Origin of the sequence: Gordonia sp. Z-3 (assembly GCF_036233855.1) — a bacterium.
Lineage (GTDB): Bacteria > Actinomycetota > Actinomycetes > Mycobacteriales > Mycobacteriaceae > Gordonia > Gordonia tangerina.
The window spans coordinates 14,235-36,432 of record NZ_JAZARS010000021.1; the positions used below are offsets into that span (position 1 = coordinate 14,235).

The window sequence follows — 22,198 nt, forward strand, 5'->3', positions numbered from 1 at the left end:
CGCTCACAGATGAACATCTAGGCTCGTAGCATGCAGCGAATCATCGGCACCGAGGTCGAGTACGGGATCTCCGCGCCCGGGGACCCGACCGCGAACCCGATCATGACGTCCACCCAGGCCGTGCTGGCCTATGCCGCGGCCGCGGGCGTGCCCCGCGCCAAGCGCACCCGATGGGATTACGAGGTGGAGTCGCCGCTGCGTGATGCCCGCGGGTTCGACCTCGGTCGCGGCAGCGGACCGGCGCCGATCATCGACGCCGACGAGATCGGCGCGGCGAACATGATCCTCACCAACGGCGCACGGCTCTACGTCGACCACGCTCACCCGGAGTACTCGGCACCAGAGGTGACCGATCCGATGGATGCGGTGATCTGGGACAAGGCCGGTGAGCGGGTCATGGAGGCGGCCGCACGCCATGTGGCGAGTGTGCCGGGTGCGCCACGCCTACAGCTCTACAAGAACAACATCGACGGCAAGGGCGCATCCTACGGGACCCACGAGAATTATCTGATGAACCGGGAGACGCCGTTCACCGCCGTCATCGCCGGACTGACGACATTCTTCGCCTCCCGGCAGATCATCTGCGGAGCCGGCCGCGTCGGCATCGGACAATCCGGCGACGAGGCGGGCTATCAGCTGTCGCAACGGTCGGACTACATCGAGGTCGAGGTCGGCCTGGAGACCACCCTCAAGCGCGGGATCATCAACACCCGCGACGAACCGCACGCCGATCCCGAACGCTACCGTCGGCTGCATGTCATCATCGGTGATGCGAACCTCGCAGAGACCGCGACCTACCTGAAGGTGGGAACCACCGCACTCGTCCTCGACCTCATCGAGGCCGGCGTCGACTTCTCCGACATCGAACTGGCGCGGCCGGTACAGGCGGTGCACACCATCTCCCACGACCCGAGCCTCGCCGCGACCGTCGCACTCACCGACGGCCGAGAGCTCACCGCGCTTGCCCTGCAGCGCGAGTACCTCGAGCGTTGTATGAAGTTCCACGAGTCCGAGCACAGCGACGACACCCGGGCCGCCCACGTGTTGGAGACCTGGGCCGACGTCCTCGATCGGCTCGAGCGCGACCCGATGGAATGTGCCGACATCCTGGACTGGCCCGCCAAGCTGCGGTTGCTGGAGGGCTTCCGGCAGCGTGAAGGCCTCGGGTGGTCCGCGCCACGTCTGCACCTGATCGACCTGCAGTACTCCGACGTGCGGCTCGACAAGGGCCTCTACAACCGGCTCGTCGCGCGCGGATCGATGAAGCGGTTGGTGGACGAGAGCGATGTCACCCGCGCCATCAGCGAACCACCGCAGAACACCCGTGCCTATTTTCGCGGCGAGTGTCTGCGCCGCTTCGGTGCCGACGTCGCCGCGGCGAGCTGGGATTCGGTCATCTTCGATCTGGGCGGCGACTCGCTGGTGCGTATTCCCACCCTCGAACCGTTGCGCGGCAGCCGGGCACACGTCGGCAGGTTGCTCGACTCGGTGGACTCGGCGGCCGAACTCGTCGATCAGTTGACCACCACCTGACCGGGCCCAGCGACTGCCCGCAGCGCGGCCGGTCGCTTCCACCCGCGGCGGCTCGCACACCGGTAGTGTGTGAAATACGCGGTTTTTCAGATCCGGTGACCCATAGCCGGATCGGCGCCCGTCAGGGTGGATCGGGCCGGATTCGCAGTTTGTGTGTCCGGCGAGATGAAGGAGGCAGCAGATGGCGCAGGAACAGACCAGGCGTGATGGCGGCGGCGACGACGGTGACGTCGGCTCGGACGGCAGCGCCGGTCAGGAACGCCGCGAGAAGCTCGCCGAGGACACCGACGACCTGCTCGACGAGATCGACGACGTGCTCGAGGAGAACGCCGAGGACTTCGTACGTGCCTACGTACAGAAGGGCGGCCAGTGAGCGATCGGTTCGGTTCACTGCACACCCACAACTCACCCGCACGACCCATCCCGGCCACCACATCGTCGTTGGGTGCCGACATCTCGTCGTTCACCGACTACCTGCGCAACCATGCGCCCGAGCAGTTGCCGCAGCATCGGTGGGACGGTATGAGCGCGCACGCCACAGATGAGATCCCGCACGGCACAACCATCGTCGCGGTGTCCTATCCCGGTGGCGTGGTGCTCGCCGGCGATCGTCGTGCCACCGCGGGCAACCTCATCGCCACCCGCGATGTGAAGAAGGTCTACATCACCGACGAGTACTCGGCGTGCGGTATCGCGGGCACCGCGGGAATCGCGATCGAGATGGTGCGGTTGTTCGCGGTCGAACTCGAACACTACGAGAAGATCGAGGGCGTCCCGCTGACCCTGGACGGAAAGGTCAGTCGGCTGGCATCGATGGTGCGGGGCAACCTCGGCGCCGCGATGCAGGGCCTGGCCGCCATTCCGCTGTTGGTGGGGTACGACATCGACCACGACGACCCTACCGAGCGTGGCCGGATCTTCTCCTTCGACGTCGCCGGTGACCGGCACGAGGAGTTCGGAGGCTATCAGGCCATCGGCTCTGGATCGGTATTCGCGAAGTCGTCGCTGAAGAAGCTCTACCGGCCCGACCTCGACACCGGTTCGGCGCTGGCGATCGCCATCGAGTCGCTATACGACGCCGCCGACGACGACTCGGCCACCGGTGGTCCGGACCTGGTGCGCAAGATCTTCCCGATGGCAGTCGTCGTGACCGCCGAGGGCGCGCGAGAGGTGGACACCGCCGAGATCGAGGCGGCGGCCCGCGTCATCATCGAACGGCGTGCCGCAGAGCATGAAGGGGGCTCGCGATGACGTTCCCGTATTACGCCAGTGCCGAACAGATCATGCGCGATCGGTCGGAGCTGGCGCGTAAAGGCATCGCCCGGGGCCGCAGCGTCATCGCCCTGACCTATGCCGAAGGCGTGCTGTTCGTGGCCGAGAATCCGTCGAACACTCTGCGCAAGACCAGCGAGATCTACGATCGGATCGGTTTCGCCGCAGTCGGCAAGTACAACGAGTTCGAGAGCCTGCGCAAGGCCGGCATCCAGCTCGCCGACATGCGCGGATACAGCTACGACCGCGCCGATGTCACGGCACTGTCGTTGGCCAACACCTATGCCAACGCACTCGGCTCGGTGTTCACCGAACAGGCCAAGCCCTATGAGGTCGAACTGTGCGTGGCGGAGGTGGCCAAGTACGGCAAGCCGCGGCCGTCACAGCTGTATCGCATCTCCTACGACGGGTCCATCGCCGACGAGACGCGTTTTCTGGTGATGGGCGGTGCGAACGAGGCGATCACGGCCGCACTGCGCGAGAGTTACGCACCCGATCTGGACCTGCCGGCGGCGCTCGCGCTGGCGGTGGCTGCACTGACGACCCCACCGGACACCAATGGATCCTCGACCGGATCGTCCACGTCGGCACCGTCGACTCCGCGCGAACTCGCCGCCACCGACCTCGAGGTCGCGATTCTCGATCGCAATCGGCCCCGCCGCGCATTCCGCCGACTCAGCGAAGCGGCCGTGGCCGAGCTGATGCCGTCCGCCACGACATCAGCGTCACCGTCGAACGAATCGGATGGCTCGGGGTCAGACGGCACGTCCGCTGCCGATGGTGACACATCGTCGAATCCGGATACCTGAGTCGAATACCGGCACATCACCGCAGACCCGGCCACGCGAGCACCCGTCGCGTCGCCGGGTCTGTGGCGTTGTTCGCGGGTAGGGTTGACCTGTGCAGCGTCGAATCATGGGTATCGAGACCGAATTCGGTGTCACGTGTACCTTCCATGGCCATCGCCGACTGAGCCCGGACGAGGTCGCCCGGTATCTGTTCCGGCGGGTCGTCTCGTGGGGCCGATCGTCCAACGTCTTCCTGCAGAACGGCGCGCGGCTCTACCTCGATGTCGGTTCGCATCCCGAGTACGCGACCGCCGAGTGTGACAGTCTCATCCAGCTGATCAACCATGATCGAGCCGGGGAACTCGTCCTCGAGGATCTGCTCGTCGACGCCGAGCAGCGGCTCGCCGATGAGGGGATCGGCGGTGACATCTACCTGTTCAAGAACAACACCGATTCGGCGGGCAATTCCTATGGCTGCCACGAGAACTATCTGGTGGTGCGCGCCGGCGAGTTCTCCCGGATCTCCGACGTCTTGCTGCCGTTCCTGGTGACCCGGCAGCTGATCTGCGGCGCCGGAAAGGTCCTGCAGACCCCCAAGGCGGCCACGTTCTGCCTGTCGCAGCGTGCCGAGCACATCTGGGAAGGAGTGTCGTCGGCGACCACCCGCTCGCGGCCCATCATCAACACGCGCGACGAACCGCATGCCGATGCCGAGAAGTATCGGCGTCTGCACGTCATTGTCGGCGACTCCAACATGTCGGAGATGACGACCCTGCTCAAGGTCGGCTCGGCGGCGCTGGTGCTGGAGATGATCGAGGCCGGCGTGGTGTTTCGTGACTTCGCCCTCGACAACCCGATCCGCGCCATCCGCGAGGTCAGCCACGATCCGACCGGGCGTCGGCCCGTGCGACTGGCCGGTGGCCGACAGGCCAGCGCCTTGGACATCCAGCGCGAGTACCACGCGCGTGCGGTCGAACACATGGCCAACCGTCGCCCGGACCCGGAGATGGATCAAGTCGTCGACCTGTGGGGGCGGATGCTCGACGCGGTGGAGAGCGGCGACTTCTCCACGGTGGACACCGAGGTCGACTGGGTGATCAAACGCAAGCTGTTCCAGCGGTACCAGGACCGCTACTCGATGGATCTCTCGGACCCGAAGATCGCCCAACTCGATCTGGCCTTCCACGACATCAAGCGTGGTCGGGGCGTGTTCGACGTGATGCTGCGCAAAGGCCTGATCGCGCGCGCGACCACCGACGAGGCGATCAAGACCGCGGTCAACGAACCGCCTCAGACCACCCGTGCCAAACTGCGCGGCGACTTCATCTCCGCGGCGCAGAAGGCCGGGCGGGATTTCACCGTGGACTGGGTCCATCTGAAACTCAACGACCAGGCACAGCGCACCGTCCTGTGCAAGGACCCATTCCGCAGTGTCGATGAGCGAGTCGATCGGCTGATCGCGTCCATGTGATCGTAAGCTGGCGGGGTGGCAACGCAGAAAGTCGAGCGCCTGCTCAATCTGGTGATCTGCCTGCTGTCGACACGCCAGTTCCTGACCGCCGACTACATCCGCCGACATGTCGCCGGTTACAACGACGATGGCCAGTCCGACGAGGCGTTCAACCGGATGTTCGAGCGGGACAAGAACCAGCTCCGGGATCTCGGGATACCGCTGATCACCGGCCGGGACCGGATGTCGGGCAACGCCGAGGGCTATCGCATCAACCGCGACGTCTACGAATTGCCCGACATCGAACTCGACCGCGCCGAGGCAGCGGTGGTGGCGATGGCGGCGGCGCTGTGGGAGGCCCCGGAGATCGCTGCGACCGCGCAGAACGCGGTCCTCAAGCTGCGCGCCGCCGGGCTCGATGTCCGCGCAGACGATGAACTGGTGGTTTCCGCCAGTCTCTCGCCCAAGACGGTCGGGTCGGAGGCCGCACTGGCAGCGTTGCTCGCCGCGATCGACGCTGCCACGGCGGTCACCTTCGATTACCGTCCCGGCGCTGCGGCATCGACGACCCGCCGCACGCTGGAACCGTGGGGCATCGTCACCCATCGCGGGCGGTGGTATGTCACCGGCCACGACCGTGACCGGCAGGACACCCGTACCTTTCGGCTGTCCCGGATCTCGGAGGTGACACCGACGGGGACGCACGGGGAGGTCGTGGTTCCGGACGGAACCGACATCCAGCAGATCGTGGCGACCGCCGTCGACTCCGCGGCGGGCGCCGACACCGGCACCGCGCGCATCTGGCTGGCCCACGACCGAGCCGCCGGACTGCGTCGGATCGCGACGCGCATCGAGTCCGAGTCACTCGACGGCGAGCCGGGAGATGTGGTCACCATCGAGATCCGGTCGCTGACCACGCTGGCCCGGATGGTGCTCGGCGCCGGGGCCGACGCCGTGGTCCTGTCGCCGCCGGAGTTGCGTGACAACGTGATCGGTGCGCTCGACCAGCTGAGCGGGGTGACCAGCCGATGACACCACGACCGGACCGACTGAGCCGCCTGCTCGCGTTGGTGCCCTACTTCGCGACCCGCGACGGGATCGCACTGGATCAGGCCGCTCGCGACCTGGGTATCTCGCAGACGCAACTCACCAAAGACCTCGAGTTGCTGTTCGTCTGTGGGTTGCCGGGCTACTTCCCACACCAGCTGATCGACCTGCAGTTCGAGCACGGCTTCGTCGACGTGATCTTCACCGCCGGGATGGATCGGCCGCTGCGCCTGACGAGCGCGGAGGCCAGCACCATGCTGGTCGCGCTGCAAGCGCTTCTCGATCTGCCGGGCGCGGTCGACCAGGAGGCCGCGCGACGCGCCATCGCCAAGATCGAGGCCGCCGTCGGTTCGTCGGACACCGCGGTGCGCATGCCTGCGGGATCCACAGACTCCGACAACCCGACATTTGCGAGCATCCGGGAAGCCGTGACGGCGCGGCGGGCCCTGCGGATCCGGTACTACTCGGCCACCCGGGACAGCGTCAGTGATCGCATCGTCGACCCGATCGGGCTGCAGACGATGGACAATCACACCTATCTCGAGGCGTGGTGCCGGATGAGTGAGGGTGTGCGCCTGTTCCGTTTCGACCGGGTCGACGAGGCCGAGGAGCTCGACGAACCGGCGTCACCTCCGGAGGAAGCGAAGGCCCACCCCCAACGCGCGGTGCTGTCGGAGAATCCCGACCTGCCCTCGGTGCAGATCGAGATCGACCCGGGCGAACTGTGGGTTCTGGACTACTACCTCATCGAGCCGTTGGAATCGCTCGAGACGCGGCTGGACCCGCAGGCACCTGTACGTGCCCGGCTGGTGTACGGGTCGCCGGAGTGGTTGACCCGGTTCCTACTCGGCTTCGGTGGCCGGGTGCGCGTGATCTCCGACTCGGCGATCGCCGATTCGGTCATCTCCTCGGCGGCCGCGGCCCGAGCACGGTATACCTAGGGGCGCCCGCTGGGCGCTGCCGTCGGGGTGGCTCGGGTAGCATTGGCAACGTCGGAATTCGGAGGTGGAGAATATGGGTGCTCTGTCCTGGTGGCACTGGGTGATCGTCCTGCTCGTCGTGGTGATCCTGTTCGGCTCCAAGAAGCTTCCCGACGCAGCTCGGGGACTGGGCCAGTCGCTGCGGATCTTCAAGAGCGAGGTCAAGGAAATGCAGAACGACGGCAAGGACTCCGCAGATGCGGGCGAGTCCGCCAAACGTGAACTGCCGCCCGGTGAAGCGTCGCCCACGTCGGCGCCGACCTCGACCGACGATGTCAAGAAATCTGCCTGATCATCTGTCGTCGACCTGAGGCCAGGCCCCCGCGTGCGCATTTCTCTGGACCCGAGGCGCCGTAAGCGCAAGGTCAATCCCGACGGCACGATGTCGTTGGTCGAACATCTCTACGAACTGCGGACCCGAGTGGTCATCTCGGCGATTGCGATCGTCGTGACAACCATCTTCGGGTTCGTCTGGTACACCCACGGCTTCCTCGGTATCCCGTCGCTGGGCGACCTGCTCCGCGGGCCCTACTGCGATCTGCCGCCGGAGTCGCGGGCAGTACTGACCGAAGACGACTCGTGCCGCCTGCTGGCCACAGGGCCGTTCGACCAGTTCATGCTGCGGCTCAAGGTTGCGCTCACCGCCGGAGTGGTGTTCGCGTGTCCGGTCTGGCTCTACCAGCTGTGGCAGTTCATCACGCCAGGTCTGCACTCGAATGAGCGGCGGTACGCGGTCGGCTTCGTCTCGAGCGCGGCCGTGCTGTTCGTCGGCGGTGCGGTGCTCGCTTATCTGGTGGTCGCCAAGGCGTTCCATTTCCTGCTCACGGTCGGCAACGACGTGCAGGTCACCGCGCTGGCCGGCGACCAGTACTTCAACTTCATGCTGCACTTGCTGATCATCTTCGGTGTCAGCTTCGAACTGCCGTTGCTGATCGTGGCGTTGAACATCATCGGTGTCCTCACCTACGAGAAGCTCAAGAGCTGGCGGCGTGGTCTGATCTTCGCACTTTTCGTGTTCTGCGCCATCGTCACGCCAGGTCAGGATCCGTTCACCATGCTGGCACTGGCGTTGGCGCTGACGGTGCTGATGGAACTGGCCATCCAATTCGCCCGGTTCAACGACCGGCGCCGCAAACGCTCCACACCCGATTGGGCGGCGATCCCCGACGATCAGGCCAGCCCGTTGCCCGCCACCGGACCATCGCCGATGGCGTCGCGACTCGACCGCACCACCACATTACCGACCGATCACGGCGCATCGAAGAACGCACAGGCCCCGTCGGCGCGCACCTCCGTCCGTGAACGCGACACCTTCGACGACATCCTGTGACTCGACTCGACGAGTTCAGTGGGCGGTTGGCGTTCGCCCTCGACGATTTTCAGCAACGTGCATGCGTGGCGCTCGAGGCCGGGCACGGCGTATTGGTGTGCGCCCCGACCGGCGCCGGCAAGACCATCGTCGGCGAGTTCGCCGTCCATCTCGCGCTCACCTCGGGCACGAAGTGTTTTTACACGACGCCCATCAAGGCGCTGTCCAATCAGAAGTACGCCGATCTGGTGGCGGTATACGGTTCGGACTCCGTGGGCCTGCTCACCGGCGACAACTCGATCAATCCTCATGCGCCGGTCGTGGTGATGACCACCGAGGTCGTGCGGAACATGATCTACGCGAACTCGCGGGCGCTGGACGGGCTGTCCTACGTCGTGATGGACGAGGTGCACTTTCTGGCCGACCGATTCCGTGGCGCGGTGTGGGAGGAGGTGATCCTGCATCTGGATCCGTCGGTCCGCGTGGTGAGCCTGTCGGCCACCGTGAGCAATGCCGAGGAGTTCGGTGACTGGATTCAGGCGGTGCGCGGCGACACCACGGTCATCGTCGACGAACATCGCCCGGTGCCGCTCTCACAACACATGCTGGTGGGCACCCGGATGTTCGACCTGTTCGAGCCGGCTCACCCGTCCGTCACCCGGTCGGCTGCAAAGAGGCCGGCCCGGCGGGAGGTCAATCCGGAACTGAAGCGCTACATCCGGCATCGGATGCTGCTTGCCGACGACTCCGACGGACGGTCCCGGGGTGGTGGCCGCCGCGGTGGCGGCCCGCGCGGCCACCGGCGCGGTGGTGCGCGCGGGCCGTCGCGACCGGACCTGGTGTCCAGGCTCGATCGCGAAGGGCTGCTGCCGGCCATCGGGTTCATCTTCTCGCGGGTGGGTTGCGACGCCGCGTTGGCTCAGTGTCTGCGGTCGGGCATTCACCTGTTGACCCCCGAGGAGGCGCAGACGGTGGACGCCGTCGTCGATCGTCACCTGGAAGAACTGTCGCCCACCGACGAGGAGATACTCGGCGTCGAGGAATGGCGTGCCGGACTGCGGCGCGGTTTCGCCGCGCACCACGCCGGACTGCTTCCGACCTTTCGGCATGCGGTCGAAGAACTCTTTGTGCACGGCTTGGTCAAGATGGTCTTCGCCACCGAAACGCTCGCGCTGGGCATCAACATGCCGGCCCGCACGGTGGTCCTCGAACGGCTGGTGAAGTTCAACGGCGAGGCGCACGTCGACCTGACTCCCGGCGAGTTCACCCAACTGACCGGGCGGGCCGGTCGCCGCGGGATCGACATCGAGGGACATGCCGTCGTGGTGTGGACGGCGGAAACGGTTCCGGATCAGGTCGCCGGCCTCGCCGGCGCGCGGACGTTCCCGTTGCGCAGTTCGTTCCAACCCGAGTACAACATGGCCGTCAACCTGTTGGGTCGTCTGGGACTCGCCGGATCGCGTGAACTGCTGAACCGATCGTTCGCCCAGTTCCAGGCCGATCGTTCGGTGGTGGGGCAGGCCCGCAAGGTCGATGACGCGCAGCGGCGACTGCGCAAACTGGATCTGGAATTGATCCGGGCCGCCGAGGACCGCGGCCTCGAGCCCGGTGGCGCACTCGCGGAAGACCCTTCGGGCGACGACGAGGATTTCGATGAGGCCGACGCGGCGGACGCGCAACCCTACAGCGGGTTTCTCGGGTATGTGCAACTGCGCGAGGACATCCGACGCCGCGAACGAGATCTCAAGTTCGAGCGGCGGGCCGCGCACAATCAGTCGACGGTCGCCGATCTCGCCGCGCTCAAACGGGGGCATGTGATCGGCCTGCACGGCGGGCGGCACCGAGGTATCGCAGTCGTCCTCGAACCGGCTGCCCAATCGGTGGATCCCAAACCGCTCGTCCTCGCGCAAGACGCCTGGTGTGGGCGAGTCGGCAGCCGCGATTTCGTCAATCCGCCCCAGGTCCTGGGGAACATGCGGCTACCCAAACACGTCGACCGTCGCACGGGGCGGGGGCGCCGCGATCTGGCGTCGGCGCTGCGCTCCACCGGGATCGAGATGCCGCGTGGTCGATCCAAGAAACGCGCCGCAGCCGCGGACGACCGTGAACTCGGCCGGCTACGGTCCACGCTGCGATCCCATCCGGCGCACCGTCTCGACGGGTCCGACGAGTTGTTCCGGCTCGCCGAACGACGCAACCGGGTGGTCCGCGAGATCGTATCCGCCGAACGGGTCATCGCCGAGCGGACTTCCACCCTCGGTGTGCAATTCGACCGCATCGTCGCAGTGCTGGCCGAACTCGGGTACATCGAGATCGCCTCCGATCGTTCGGGCGCCGAGCAGGTGACCGTCACCGCATCCGGCGAACTGCTCAGCAGGATCTACAGCGAGAGCGACCTGCTGGTCGTCGAATGCATTCGGGCGGGGGTGTGGGATCACCTGGCTCCGCACGAACTCGCCGCAGTGGTCGCCGCGATGGTGTTCGAGGCACGGCGGGAGAGCTTCGCGGGCGCCGACGCGATGCCGGGCAACGCCGCACTGCGTCGTGCGCTGGCAGACACGGTCGACATCTGGCGAGAGCTGACCGCGCTGGAATCTCGTCATCGGGTCGATGCGACGCGCGAACCCGACACCGGATTCTCTGTCGCGGTCTCATTGTGGGCGTCGGGTCGCACGCTGACCGAATCGTTGGCGGCGGCTGGTGAGCGCGGCCAACTGTTGTCGCCGGGAGACTTCGTGCGATGGAATCGGCAGGTCGTCGATCTGTTGGAGCAGATCCGGCTCTGCGTCGGACCCGGCACCCGGCTCGCCGATTCGGCGCGAGCCGCGGTTGCCGGCATCCGTCGCGGCGTCGTGGCAGCCGAGCTGGGCTGAGTTCGGGGTCTTCGACGTCGCACGCCGCGCACATGGCGGGCCGGTTCAGTGATCCCGCCCCCGGCGTGGGGTAACGTTCACGTCGCGGTCGTGAAGCGGGGCGGACCGTTCCGGCGCGGATCCGGTGAGCTGCGGGAACAGTGCTGCGGGAACACGGTTGCGGCCCGCTTCGGCGGACCGGTGTCCTGGCGTTGTGGTGCCCTTGTCGCGGGCGGAGCGGGAGATCGAACATGAGCGAGCCGAACGATCCGAGTCGACCGGACCGACAGACGTCGGACCCCCATGGTCTGGTGCCCGACGACGCGACCGCCTCGGCTGCGCCAGACGGCCCCACGGCACCGGCACCGGGCGCAGCGAACACCCCTGGTGGCCACGACGCCCCGGCGCAGGACGCCTCAGGAGCCCCCGGGACATACCCTCCCTACGGGGCCGGCGGCCAGACCGCACCTCCGGGTCAATACGGTGCTCCCCAGTACGGAAGTGAGCAGCCCGGCGGCCCGCAGTATGCCGCTCCGCAGTACGGGGGTCCGCAGTATGCCGCTCCGCAATACGGGGGTCCGCAGTACGGGGGCTCGCAGTATGGCGCACCCCAGTACGGCAGCCCGCAGTACGGCGCACCCCAGTACGGGGGCTCGCAGTATGGCGCACCCCAGTACGGGGGCTCGCAGTACGGCGCACCCCAGTACGGCAGCCCGCAGTACGGCGCACCCCAGCCCGAGAGCCCGCAGTATGGCGCACCCCAGTACGGAACCGTGCAGCCCGGCGGCCATGCGGGGTACCCGACCACCGCCGAACAGCCGACCCAGGCCGGCGGCCAGTTCGGGGGTGATCAGTTCAGTGCCATGGCCACTCCGCGCGCCACGCACGGCCGGCGCACCGTCCTGCTCATCGGCGGTGGCGCCGTGGTGCTCATCGCCGCGATCCTGTTGTTCACGGCTTTCGTGATCCCCGGCTGGGCTCCCAAGACGATCTCGCAGGACGCCGTCCAGGACGGCGTCCGACAGGTGTTGACCGAGGACTATCAGGCCAGCGACGTGTCTGCCGTCTCGTGTCCGTCGGGTCAGCGCGTCGAGGAGGGCAGTTCCTTCGACTGCACCGCGACGGTCGGCGGGCAGGAGCAGACCGTCACGGTCACATTCCTCGACGATGACGGGACATACGAGGTGTCGCGGCCCACGAACTGAACGGAATCCACATGGCCGACGGTACGATCCGTCGGTCCCCGGTGGGGTTCGGCGAGATCTTCACGCCGGGCACGGTTCGCCTTCATGTCGCACGCGGCGTGGTCGGCCACCCGAGTGCCTTGGCCAACCTCGACACCGAGGCGCCGATGCCGAGTTCGTCGACGAGATCGGCCAGTCCGTTCGCGTCGGCCGGTTCGGTGGGCAGGCTGTCGGCACCGCTGTCGATGGTCTCCGCGTCGGTCCGCACCAGGACCACGGTCCGGGCGGCTCGGAGATATTCCGTCGCGGCCGTCAACGCCTTGCGATTTCGTGGCGTCAACGACGACGTCGAGTCGCCGACCGCGGCCTCCAGCGCATCGAGCGAACCGAACTCCGTGATGAGCTTTGCTGCGGTCTTCTCGCCGATCCCGCTGACCCCCGGGAGCCCATCGGACGGGTCTCCGCGCAGCATCGACATCTCGGCATAGGCCGTACCCGCCCGATCGACGGGCAGGGAGTATTTCTCGGCCACCTCGACGGGGCCCATCATCTCCGCCTTCGACAGACCGCGTCCCACATAGAGCACCCGAACCGCGACCGGGTCGTCGGCGACCACCTGCAACAGGTCGCGGTCACCACTGACCACGACCACAGGGTCCACCGACTCGTCGTAGGCGAGGGTCCCGATCACATCGTCGGCCTCGCAACCGAGCGCCCCCGAGGTCGCGATGCCGGCGCAGCGCAGTACGTCGAGGATCATGTCGACCTGCGGTGTGAGGGTGTCTGGGACCTCCTCGATGTCGACGGTTCGTTCACCGGTGGGCCCGTCCTCGGTTGCATCCGCGGTGTGCGGCGCCTCCTCGGCGACCCGGTGCGCCTTGTAGGACGGGATCAGGTCGGTACGGAACGCCGGACGCCAATCCAGATCCAGACACACCACGAGCCGTGTGGGTTGCTCCCGCGTGACCAGCGCGGCGATGGTGTCCACGAATCCGCGGACGGCGTTCACCGGCCGACCGTCGGGTGACGTCATCTTCTCCGGCAGGGCGAAGTAGGACCGGAACCACAGACTCGCGCCGTCGAGGAGCATCAGAGAACCAGACATCCTCCAACTCTGTCATGGTCGGCTGCGCCGTGGCCCGGCACGCATGACGTGACATCGACCGGCGCCGGTAGGCTGCGCCCATGGCCTACCGCTTTGCTTCGGATGTGTACCGACACCGGCTCGAGCGCGCCCGCACCCTCACCCGGGCCGCCGGTCTCGATGCGCTGGTCGTGTCCACCGGACCGGATCTGCGCTATCTCACCGGTTCGCGCGCCGACACCTTCGAACGTCTCACCGCACTGGTGGTGCCGGCCGATGCGGACCCGCGACTCGTTGTGGCGCGACTCGAGTTGGCATCGGTACGGGACTCGGCGCTGGCCGACCTCGACATCGAGATGGCCGCCTGGGTCGACGGCGAGGATCCGTATGCGATGGCACTGGACGGACTACCCGGCACCGCGCGCGTCGCGGTCTGCGACACCATGCCGGCATTGCATGTCGTGCCCATTGCCGCTCGCACCGGCGCCACACCCGCCCTGGCCACTGACGTGCTCCGAGAACTCCGGATGACCAAGGACACCAGCGAGATCGACGCGTTGCGACACGCGGGCGCAGCCATCGACCGGGTGCACGCCCGCATGGGGGAGTGGCTCGTTCCCGGGCGCACCGAACGCGCCGTCGCCGACGACATCCGCGCCGCGATCCTCGACGAGGGGCACACCGAGGCGGCGTTCATCATCGTCGGTTCGGGGCCGCACGGCGCCGATCCGCACCACGAGTTCTCCGACCGGGTGATCGAGGGTGACGACATCGTGGTCATCGACATCGGCGGACCGGTCGACCCGGGCTACAACTCGGACTCCACCCGCACCTACTGTTTCCGCACACCCGCCGCCGATGTGGCGGAGGCGTACGCGGCGCTTCAGGAGGCCCAGCGCAAGGCGGTCGAGGCGGTGCGGCCCGGCCTCGCCGCCGAGGCGATCGATGCCGTGGCCCGCGACCATCTGCGCGACCACGGTCTCGGCGACGCCTTCATCCACCGGACGGGCCACGGGATCGGGTTGTCGGTGCACGAGGAGCCGTACATCGTGCGCGGCAACGACATCGAACTGCGGGCCGGGATGGCGTTCAGCGTCGAGCCGGGAATCTATTTCGACGGACGCTGGGGAGCGCGCATCGAGGACATCGTCGTGGTGACCGAGGACGGCTGCGAACTGATGAACACCCGGCCGCACGACCTCCAGGTGCTGTGAGGCTCGCGAAAGCGGTCACATCACGCGAACATCCGCGAGGAACCCAGCACCTTCGTCACCGTGATCTCGATGACCACGCGGCGCGGATTGGGCTTTGGCTCGCGATAACGTTCGGCATAGCGGCGCTCGGCCTCCCGAACGCGATCCGGCTCGCGTCGAACCACCGCCTCGCCCTCCAACGTCAGCCACCGCGGCCCTTCGATGTTGGTCACCGCGGCCCGACCGCGGCGTTCGACGTTGCGCACCTTCTGGTTGCCGTCAGAGGTGATGACACGCGCCAGCCCGTGCTCGCCGTCCCAGGTGAATCCCACCGCCACCACATGCGGCGAACCGTCGGCGCGCAGCGTCGCCAACGTCGCGAGGTGACGTTCGGCGAGGAACTCGGTGGCGACGGTTCCCAGGTCTGCGGCGGAGCGGGTCATGGCTGCCACGCTAGCGGGCGATGCGATACTGGCAGCCATGGCCCCGACTCCGACGCCCGCGACGATCGTCCTGTTCGGTGGCCGCAGTGAGATCGGGGTGGCACTGGCCCGCGAACTCGGTGCCGGCCGGCAGATCGTGCTCGCCGCCCGCCGACCCGACGATCTGGAGCCCCAGAAAGCGCAACTGATCGCTGCCGGCGCCACCGCCGTGCACACCGTCGCCTTCGACGCCGACGACACCGACACGCATCCGGAGCTCGTCCGTGAGATCGCCGCCCGTTACGGACCCATCGAGGCCGCGATCATCGCGTTCGGCATCCTCGGAGACCAGGCACGTGCGGAGACCGACACCGCGCACGCGCTGCAGATCGCGCACACCGACTACTTCGCGCAGATCAGCGTGCTCACCCCCCTCGCTCAGGTGCTACGAGCGCAGGCCTCCGGGACGCTCATCGTGTTCTCGTCGGTCGCCGGAATCCGTACTCGCCGAGCCAACTACGTGTACGGATCCACCAAGGCGGGGCTCGACGGCTTCGCGAGCGGGCTGGCAGATGCGCTACACGGTAGCGGTGCCCGCCTGCTGTTGGCCCGGCCGGGCTTCGTCATCGGGGAGATGACCAAGGACTTGATGGCCGCCGGCGTCAAGCCGGCACCGTTCTCGGTCGACGCCGAACGGGTGGCCGTCGACGTCGCCCGCGCCTATCGGCGCGGCCGCGGGGAAGTGTGGATTCCGGCGATCCTGCGTCCGGTGTTCGTGGGCATGCGACTGTTGCCGCGCGCGATATGGCGGAGGCTGCCCCGGTGACCGGCACGTTTGTGGTGGTCGGCATCGGCGCCGACGGATGGGAGGGCCTCGGACGCCGCGCGCGCGACGAACTCGCCGGCGCCGAGATCATCATCGGGTCGCACCGACAGCTGGACCTGTTACCCGACCTGCCGGCGCGTACCGAGGCGTGGACATCGCCGATGAGCACCCACCTGAACCGGTTGATCACCGACGAAGACGACGGTGTGCGGCATATCCTGGCCAGCGGCGATCCGATGTTTCACGGCGTGGGCACCACCCTCGTGCGCGCTGTCGGCTCCGATCGTGTCCGGGTGCTGCCCACGGTGTCGAGTGCCGCGCTCGCCTGCGCACGGCTGGGCTGGGATCTGACCGACGTGCAGGTGGTCAGCCTCGTCACCCACGACGTGGCGACCCTGAGCGCCGAACTCGACGACGATCGAGAACTACTCATCCTCAGCCGAGACGACACCACCCCGCACGAGGTGGCGAAACTGTTGACCGCCAACGGCTTCGGCTGGTCATCGATGACAGTTCTGGAGCAGCTCGGCGGACCCGACGAGCGAGTCATGCGTGGCGTCGCCCGCACGTGGGTCGAACCGCCCGGAGATCGCCTGAACATCATCGCGATCGGCTGCGTCGGCCCCCACCGGTCGCGGGCTCCCGGGCGACCCGACGACGGCTACGACCACGACGGTCAGATCACCAAACAACCCATCCGCGCCCTCACCGTCTCGGCCCTCGCACCCAGTCGGCGACAACTGCTGTGGGATATCGGTTCAGGGTCGGGCAGCGTGGCCATCGAATGGCTCAGGGCCGAACCGACCGGGCGAGCGATGGCCTTCGAGATCGATGCCGAACGCCGACAGCGACTTCACGACAACGCCGTCCGGCACGGTGTGCACGAGCGGCTCACGGTCCGTGGTGCCGCGCCATCGGACTGCGCCACCGCCCCGGAGCCCGATGTCGTCTTCATCGGCGGCGGACTCGACGACGACCTGCTCACCGCAGTGTGGGAACTGGCCCCGAGCGGGGGGCGGCTCGTCGCCAATGCTGTGACGCTGGAAAATCAAACGCTGCTCACCGAATGGTATGCGCGACATGGTGGATCGCTGCGACGCCACATGGTGGAGACGGCCGCGGCACTGGGCTCGATGACCACTTGGCGGCCCGCCCTGCCGATCGTGCAGTGGGTGGTGGACCGCCCGTGACCCTCTACGTCATCGGCGCCGGTCCCGGCGCCGCCGATCTCATCACGGTCCGCGGCGCGGAAGTCCTCGGCCGGTGTCAGACCTGCCTGTATGCCGGTTCGTTGGTCCCCACCGAACTGCTCGACCGGTGCCCACCGGGCGCCGACCTCATCGACACCGCACGAATGCCCCTGTCACAGATCGTGTCCCACATCGTCGACGCGCACACAGCCGGTCACGACGTCGCCCGTCTACACTCCGGCGACCCGTCGTTGTATTCGGCGATGACCGAGCAGCGACGTGCGCTCGCCGCGCACCGGATACCCGTGGAGGTCGTGCCCGGCGTACCCGCTTTCGCCGCCGCCGCGGCAGCCCTCGACGCCGAACTCACCGTCCCGGGGGTGGGCCAGAGCCTGCTCATCACGCGGGTGTCGACATTGTCGACCGACATGCCACCGGGGGAGGAACTCGACCGCCTCGCGGCAACCGGCGTCACCCTGGCTCTGCATCTCGCCGCGCACCGTGCAACGGAGATCGCCGATATCCTGGCTGTCCACTACGGCAAGCACTGTCCCACGGCCACCGTGGCCTTCGCCGGCCGCCCGGACCAGCAGATCGTGCGGTGCCCGCTCGACGAGTTGCCGGATGCGCTGGCGGCCGCGGGGATCCGGCGGACCGCGGTGATCTTCGTCGGCAACATCCTCGACCCGGACTCGCAGCCTGGCCTCAGCGAGAGCTACCTCTACTCACAAGCCCGGATGACCAAGCTGCGTACCGATGGCTGACCGGCCCGTCCTGCTTCTGGGCGGGACCGCCGAGGCGCGTTCGCTCGCCGCGGACCTGCACGCCGCCGGCATCCCGGTCGTGAGTTCCCTGGCGGGTCGGGTGCGTGACCCGCGGCTTCCGGTCGGGCCGGTGCGGATCGGCGGGTTCGGCGGAGTCGAGGGCCTCGTCGGATGGCTACGTGAGCACGACGTCGCCGCCGTCGTCGATGCCACGCATCCGTTCGCCCGGACCATGTCCGAGCATGCGGCGGGTGCTGCCGAACAACTGGGCACACCGTTGCTGCGGCTGCGCCGGCCGGCATGGCAGCCATCCGAGAGTGACCGGTGGGAGCAGGTGGCCGACATCGGCGAAGCCGCACGCGCGGTCGCCGACCGCACAGTCGCCCATCTCGCGGGGGTGGACCCGTCTGGGATGGACTCGGCTGGGCGGCGTCTTCGGGTCTTGCTCACCACCGGACGTCAGGACGTGGGCGTATTCGCCGACAATGCCGACGCCTGGTTTCTCATCCGGGTGGTCGATCCGCCGACCTGCCCACTTCCGCCGCGCCATCAGATTGTCCGGTCGCGGGGCCCCTACGACCTGAGCGGCGAGCTGACGTTGTTGCGCGAGAATTCGATCGACGTCCTGGTCACCAAGAACAGCGGAGGAGATCTGACCCGAGCGAAGCTCACCGCGGCCGCCGAGCTCGGTGTGCCGGTGGTGATGGTGCAGCGGCCACCCGAACCGGCTCTGGGCACCGCGGTGCACACTGCGGCGGCGGCCAAGGAGTGGATCGCGCACCTGAATGCATGATCCCGCTCCGCGGACGGTCGGCGACAAGCCGTCTGCAATTGCGTGTATACCCAGTCGACGGAAAACAGCGCCCAGTCAACGGAAAACGGCACCCACTCGACGAGGCAGGAGCGGGGCGAGGTGGGTCAGGCGTCGTGGCGCCGTGGGGTGTAGGTCAGATCGCCACCGGAGCGGCTGACCACCGTGGTGGCCGGCGACCCGATGATCAGCAACGTGCGCATGTCGACGACCGCCGGGTCGAGTGCTCCGACCGTGGTGGTGCACAACGATTCCTCCGGCCCGCCGACGTCGCGTCCGAGTACCACGACCCGGTCATCGGACACCATTTCCCGCAGCACCTCGCGCAGCCGAGCGACCTGCCAGGTGCGGGCGGCCGAACCGGGGTTGTAGATCGCCACCACGAGGTCGGCACCCACCGCAGCACGAAGCCGATGCTCGATCATGTCCCACGGTTTGAGGCGATCGGACAGGGAGATCACCGCGTAGTCATGACCGAGCGGGGCGCCCACCGCCGCCGCGACCGCGTTCGCGGCCGTGACACCTGGTTGGACGCGGACCGGCACGTCATGCCAGCGGGACTCGGCCGCGACCTCCGCGACGGCGCTGGCCATCGCGAACACCCCGGGATCGCCCGAGGACACCACGGCAACGCGCGCGCCGCGGGCGGCGAGATCGAGCGCGAATTCCGCGCGTTCGGCTTCCACCCGGTTGTCGCTGGCGTGAATCCGCTGGCCCGGTCGCGGGGTGACCCGCGCGAGATAGGTCTTGTATCCGACGAGGTCGGTTGCCAGCGCCAGTTCCACCTGCACTGCCGGTGTGGTGTGTTCGTCGGCGCCGGGACCGAGTCCCACCACCACGACCTCACCGCGCCCCGAGGCTTCGTCGTGGCGTGGGTTGTTGCGTGGCCCGGGCACCACGATCATCGAGAAGTACGGCACCTCTTCAGGGTTCACCTCCGAGACCGGAAGTACACGTTGCACCCGGGTGGAGGCACGTTCGACGTACCACGCCTCGTCGAGCCGACCGGCCGACTCGAGGGCATCGCGCACCCGCGTGAACGTCCGGCCCAGCTTCATCACCGCGATCGCCTCGGCCGTGCGGAACCGGGAGATCAGCGCCTGCGAACCCAGCGTGCCCGGCACCACGGTCAGCGTCTCCTCGCCCTCCACCAACGGGATGCCCACCGCGGCCGACGAGGCACTGACCGAGGTCACGCCGGGGATGATCTCCGCGTCGAACTCACCGGCGAGCCGCTTGTGCATATGCATGTACGAACTGAAGAACAACGGATCCCCCTCGGCGAGGAGGACCACATCACGGCCGGCCCGCAGGTGGCCGGCGAGTCGTTCGGCACTGGCCGTGTAGAAGTCGCGCAGCGCCCCGTCATAGCCGCCGGGATGGTCCGTGCCCTCGGTGGTCACCGGGTACATCAGACGTTCCTCGAGCTGCCCGTCACGCAGATAGGGCTGCGCCACCGAGCGGGCGATGCTGTTGCCGTGACGTGCGCAGTGATAGGCGACGACATCCGCGGATTCGATCACCCGGGCGGCCTTGACGGTCACCAGTTCGCTGTCGCCGGGGCCCAGTCCGATGCCCCAGAGTTTTCCGCTCATCGTCACTCCTCGGGACTCGCGAGCGCATTGACCGCCGCGGCGGTGATGGCCGAGCCACCGCGCCGGCCGGTCACCGTGATGAATTCGAGGTCCTCGCGCGCTGCCAGCGCCCCGCAGGATTCTGCGGCGCCGACGAATCCGACCGGCGCACCCACGATCGCGGCCGGCCGGGGCGCACCGGCGTCGATCATGTCGAGCAATGCGAACAGTGCGGTGGGCGCATTGCCGATCGCAACCACCGCGCCCGCCAGGCTGGGCCGCCAGAACTCCAGGGCGGCTGCGGTTCGGGTGGTTCCGAGCTGTTCGGCGAGGCTCGGCAGCGTCGGTTCGGACAGATGGCACCGAACGTCGTTGTCGGCGGGCAGACGCTTGCGGGTGATCCCGGAGGCGACCATCGATGCGTCGCAGAGGATGGGCGCCCCACCGCGCAACGCCGTTCGCGCTGCGCGGACCACGCCGTCGGTCGCGACCACGTTGTCGGTGAGGTCGGTCTGGCCGCAGGCATGGATCATCCGGACCACCACGCCCGCCACGTCGGGGGAGAACGCGGACAGATCAGACTCCGCACGAATGGTGGCAAAGGACTGGCGATAGATCGCGGGGCCGTCACGCAGGTAGTCGGTCATGGTGCGCTAGAGCCTATCGACGGGCGGAGCGGTACTCGCCGTCGGGACCGGCCTGAACGTACTCGTGCGGCCCGGTGGGCGAACCGCAGCCACGCGGGCAACCCACCCAGTGCTCGCGGTCGTCGACGGGGTCGCCGGACCGCACTCGGGCCAGTAGGTCATCTCGCACCGGGGCGTGCGACTTCGCGCAACCCGGCGAACCCACACAGCAGGTCACCCGCACCCACGGCGAGGACGCGTCGAAGATCAACCCCATCGGCGCGAGCACGCGGACCACCGTCTCCGCGACCCCCTCACCGAGATCACACAACAGGATCTCGCGATCGGGGGTGAGCACGATCGGGGCGTCGACGGCGGCCAGGAATTCGGCCAATCGGGCCGGCAATCGACCCAGTTCCACCACTGCGCCCAACAGGACCTGACCGTCGTCCTGGTCGAACCATCCGACGACTGGCGCCGCCGGTTCGTGGTCGAATGAGCCACCGACGGGCGGAGCCAAACGGGCACGCGCCCGGCTCTCGAGGCGAGTGCGCTCATCTACGGCGAGGTCACCGACCCGCCAGGCGTTCGGATCGATGTCACGCATGTCGAGCGCGATCTCACACATCGCCGCCACGATGGGATCGATGCCGCGTGCCGAACCGACCGGTACGCCGCCCACGACCAGGTCCGCCCCGATCAGGTCGGCAGGGTTCGGGTCGGCAGGGTTCGGATCTGTAGGGCTTTGATCTGCAGCCGGTAGGTGCGGGCCGACGTCACCTCCGGCGTCCGGTGTCGCAGTTTCGCGCACCACCGCGCAGACGTCGGGCCGACGCCCGGCGACGTCGCCGCGGCCGTCGTCGACGCCGAACAGGAAACGACCCGAGAGGCTCGTCGCCCATGCGTCGGCCCGCAGTCGCGCATCGAGTGCGTCGGCGATCGGCGCAGCGTCCACCAACCCGCCGATCCGGCCCGTCAATGGGCTCAGGGCGATGTTGCGGATCTTGTCATGGGCACCACTGGGTGCCAGACCCGCCGCGACGACCTCGCCGGCCACGCCGTCGACATCGTTGATGCCCCGGATCTGCAGGTTCGCGCGCGCGGTGAGCTCGAGAAAACCATCACCGAACTCGGCTGCGGAATGTGCGAGTCGCTGCAACTGGTCGGGACGCAGCCGTCCACCCGGTAGCCGGATCCGGGCGACGGCGCCATCTGCCGCCGAGTGGGTGTCGAACACCCCTGGGCAGCGGTCGGCGGCGGTACGACGGTCGGCTTCGGGCACATCCTCCAGGG

Annotated in this window: 21 protein-coding genes; 16 read left to right on the forward strand and 5 right to left on the reverse strand. The window is 67.8% G+C overall.

Annotation, left to right across the window (positions count from 1 at the left end; translation table 11 throughout):
* Positions 1 to 30 precede the first annotated feature (30 nt).
* The 11 genes from dop to VX037_RS20875 all read left to right on the forward strand — a co-directional run bounded on the left by dop (position 31) and on the right by VX037_RS20875 (position 12,436).
* Positions 31 to 1,533: a depupylase/deamidase Dop gene (dop, locus tag VX037_RS20825; protein ID WP_235724820.1), complete on the forward strand. Its 1,503-nt coding sequence runs from the start codon at positions 31 to 33 to the stop codon at positions 1,531 to 1,533.
* A 181-nt stretch (positions 1,534 to 1,714) separates the two neighbouring features.
* Positions 1,715 to 1,906, forward strand: coding sequence for a ubiquitin-like protein Pup (locus VX037_RS20830; RefSeq protein ID WP_235724819.1), 192 nt, complete (start codon positions 1,715 to 1,717; stop codon positions 1,904 to 1,906).
* Positions 1,903 to 2,784 (forward strand): proteasome subunit beta, encoded by an 882-nt coding sequence (gene prcB / locus VX037_RS20835; RefSeq protein ID WP_235724817.1) that lies wholly within the window; start codon positions 1,903 to 1,905, stop codon positions 2,782 to 2,784. The genes VX037_RS20830 and prcB overlap by 4 nt, the downstream gene beginning before the upstream one ends.
* Positions 2,781 to 3,614, forward strand: a complete 834-nt coding sequence (gene prcA / locus VX037_RS20840; protein WP_328715763.1) for a proteasome subunit alpha — start codon at positions 2,781 to 2,783, stop codon at positions 3,612 to 3,614. The genes prcB and prcA overlap by 4 nt, the downstream gene beginning before the upstream one ends.
* A gap of 91 nt (positions 3,615 to 3,705) precedes the next feature.
* On the forward strand, positions 3,706 to 5,064 hold the full coding sequence (gene pafA, locus VX037_RS20845) for a Pup--protein ligase (protein WP_235724813.1): 1,359 nt from the start codon (positions 3,706 to 3,708) through the stop codon (positions 5,062 to 5,064).
* A 15-nt stretch (positions 5,065 to 5,079) separates the two neighbouring features.
* Positions 5,080 to 6,075: a helix-turn-helix transcriptional regulator gene (locus tag VX037_RS20850; RefSeq protein WP_235724812.1), complete on the forward strand. Its 996-nt coding sequence runs from the start codon at positions 5,080 to 5,082 to the stop codon at positions 6,073 to 6,075.
* A complete protein-coding gene (locus tag VX037_RS20855) occupies positions 6,072 to 7,031 on the forward strand; it encodes a helix-turn-helix transcriptional regulator (RefSeq protein WP_328715764.1) in 960 nt (319 codons plus the stop codon). Before VX037_RS20850 ends, VX037_RS20855 begins: the two co-directional genes overlap by 4 nt.
* A gap of 73 nt (positions 7,032 to 7,104) precedes the next feature.
* Positions 7,105 to 7,362 carry a Sec-independent protein translocase subunit TatA gene (gene tatA, locus VX037_RS20860; protein WP_235724810.1) on the forward strand — a complete coding sequence of 86 codons (258 nt, stop codon included), beginning with the start codon at positions 7,105 to 7,107 and terminating at the stop codon, positions 7,360 to 7,362.
* Positions 7,363 to 7,395: 33 nt separating this feature from the next.
* Positions 7,396 to 8,400, forward strand: coding sequence for a twin-arginine translocase subunit TatC (tatC, locus tag VX037_RS20865; protein WP_328715765.1), 1,005 nt, complete (start codon positions 7,396 to 7,398; stop codon positions 8,398 to 8,400).
* Complete coding sequence (locus tag VX037_RS20870; RefSeq protein ID WP_328715766.1) at positions 8,397 to 11,252, forward strand: DEAD/DEAH box helicase; 2,856 nt, start codon at positions 8,397 to 8,399, stop codon at positions 11,250 to 11,252. The genes tatC and VX037_RS20870 overlap by 4 nt, the downstream gene beginning before the upstream one ends.
* Positions 11,253 to 11,482: 230 nt before the next feature.
* Complete coding sequence (locus tag VX037_RS20875; protein WP_328715767.1) at positions 11,483 to 12,436, forward strand: DUF4333 domain-containing protein; 954 nt, start codon at positions 11,483 to 11,485, stop codon at positions 12,434 to 12,436.
* 82 nt (positions 12,437 to 12,518) lie between these two features.
* On the opposite strand, the gene VX037_RS20880 is transcribed toward VX037_RS20875, so the two are convergent.
* Positions 12,519 to 13,505 carry a 5'-3' exonuclease gene (locus VX037_RS20880; RefSeq protein WP_328715790.1) on the reverse strand — a complete coding sequence of 329 codons (987 nt, stop codon included), beginning with the start codon at positions 13,503 to 13,505 and terminating at the stop codon, positions 12,519 to 12,521.
* Between the two features lie 95 nt (positions 13,506 to 13,600).
* On the opposite strand from VX037_RS20880, the gene VX037_RS20885 reads away from it, so the two are divergent.
* Positions 13,601 to 14,713 (forward strand): M24 family metallopeptidase, encoded by a 1,113-nt coding sequence (locus tag VX037_RS20885; RefSeq protein ID WP_328715768.1) that lies wholly within the window; start codon positions 13,601 to 13,603, stop codon positions 14,711 to 14,713.
* A gap of 20 nt (positions 14,714 to 14,733) precedes the next feature.
* On the opposite strand, the gene VX037_RS20890 is transcribed toward VX037_RS20885, so the two are convergent.
* A complete protein-coding gene (locus VX037_RS20890) occupies positions 14,734 to 15,135 on the reverse strand; it encodes a PPOX class F420-dependent oxidoreductase (RefSeq protein WP_328715769.1) in 402 nt (133 codons plus the stop codon).
* A 37-nt stretch (positions 15,136 to 15,172) separates the two neighbouring features.
* On the opposite strand from VX037_RS20890, the gene VX037_RS20895 reads away from it, so the two are divergent.
* From VX037_RS20895 to VX037_RS20910, 4 genes are read left to right on the forward strand one after another with little or no spacing between them, the layout of a single operon-like run.
* Entirely contained in the window at positions 15,173 to 15,940 is a 768-nt protein-coding gene (locus tag VX037_RS20895; protein WP_328715791.1) for an SDR family NAD(P)-dependent oxidoreductase, read from the forward strand.
* On the forward strand, positions 15,919 to 17,130 hold the full coding sequence (cbiE, locus tag VX037_RS20900) for a precorrin-6y C5,15-methyltransferase (decarboxylating) subunit CbiE (RefSeq protein WP_328715770.1): 1,212 nt from the start codon (positions 15,919 to 15,921) through the stop codon (positions 17,128 to 17,130). The genes VX037_RS20895 and cbiE overlap by 22 nt, the downstream gene beginning before the upstream one ends.
* A complete protein-coding gene (locus VX037_RS20905) occupies positions 17,127 to 17,894 on the forward strand; it encodes a cobalt-precorrin-4/precorrin-4 C(11)-methyltransferase (protein ID WP_328715771.1) in 768 nt (255 codons plus the stop codon). The genes cbiE and VX037_RS20905 overlap by 4 nt, the downstream gene beginning before the upstream one ends.
* Entirely contained in the window at positions 17,887 to 18,687 is an 801-nt protein-coding gene (locus VX037_RS20910; RefSeq protein WP_266063445.1) for a cobalt-precorrin-6A reductase, read from the forward strand. The genes VX037_RS20905 and VX037_RS20910 overlap by 8 nt, the downstream gene beginning before the upstream one ends.
* Before the next feature lie 125 nt (positions 18,688 to 18,812).
* Here the strand turns inward: VX037_RS20910 and VX037_RS20915 are convergent, their stop codons facing one another.
* From VX037_RS20915 to VX037_RS20925, 3 genes are read right to left on the reverse strand one after another with little or no spacing between them, the layout of a single operon-like run.
* The gene (locus VX037_RS20915; protein ID WP_235724797.1) at positions 18,813 to 20,300 is read right to left on the reverse strand and encodes a precorrin-2 C(20)-methyltransferase; all 1,488 of its coding nucleotides are present in this window, start codon (positions 20,298 to 20,300) and stop codon (positions 18,813 to 18,815) included.
* A gap of 2 nt (positions 20,301 to 20,302) precedes the next feature.
* Positions 20,303 to 20,926 (reverse strand): precorrin-8X methylmutase, encoded by a 624-nt coding sequence (locus tag VX037_RS20920; RefSeq protein ID WP_328715772.1) that lies wholly within the window; start codon positions 20,924 to 20,926, stop codon positions 20,303 to 20,305.
* 13 nt (positions 20,927 to 20,939) lie between these two features.
* A complete protein-coding gene (locus VX037_RS20925; RefSeq protein ID WP_328715773.1) occupies positions 20,940 to 22,187 on the reverse strand; it encodes a nitrite/sulfite reductase in 1,248 nt (415 codons plus the stop codon).
* Between the last annotated feature and the right edge of the window lie 11 nt (positions 22,188 to 22,198).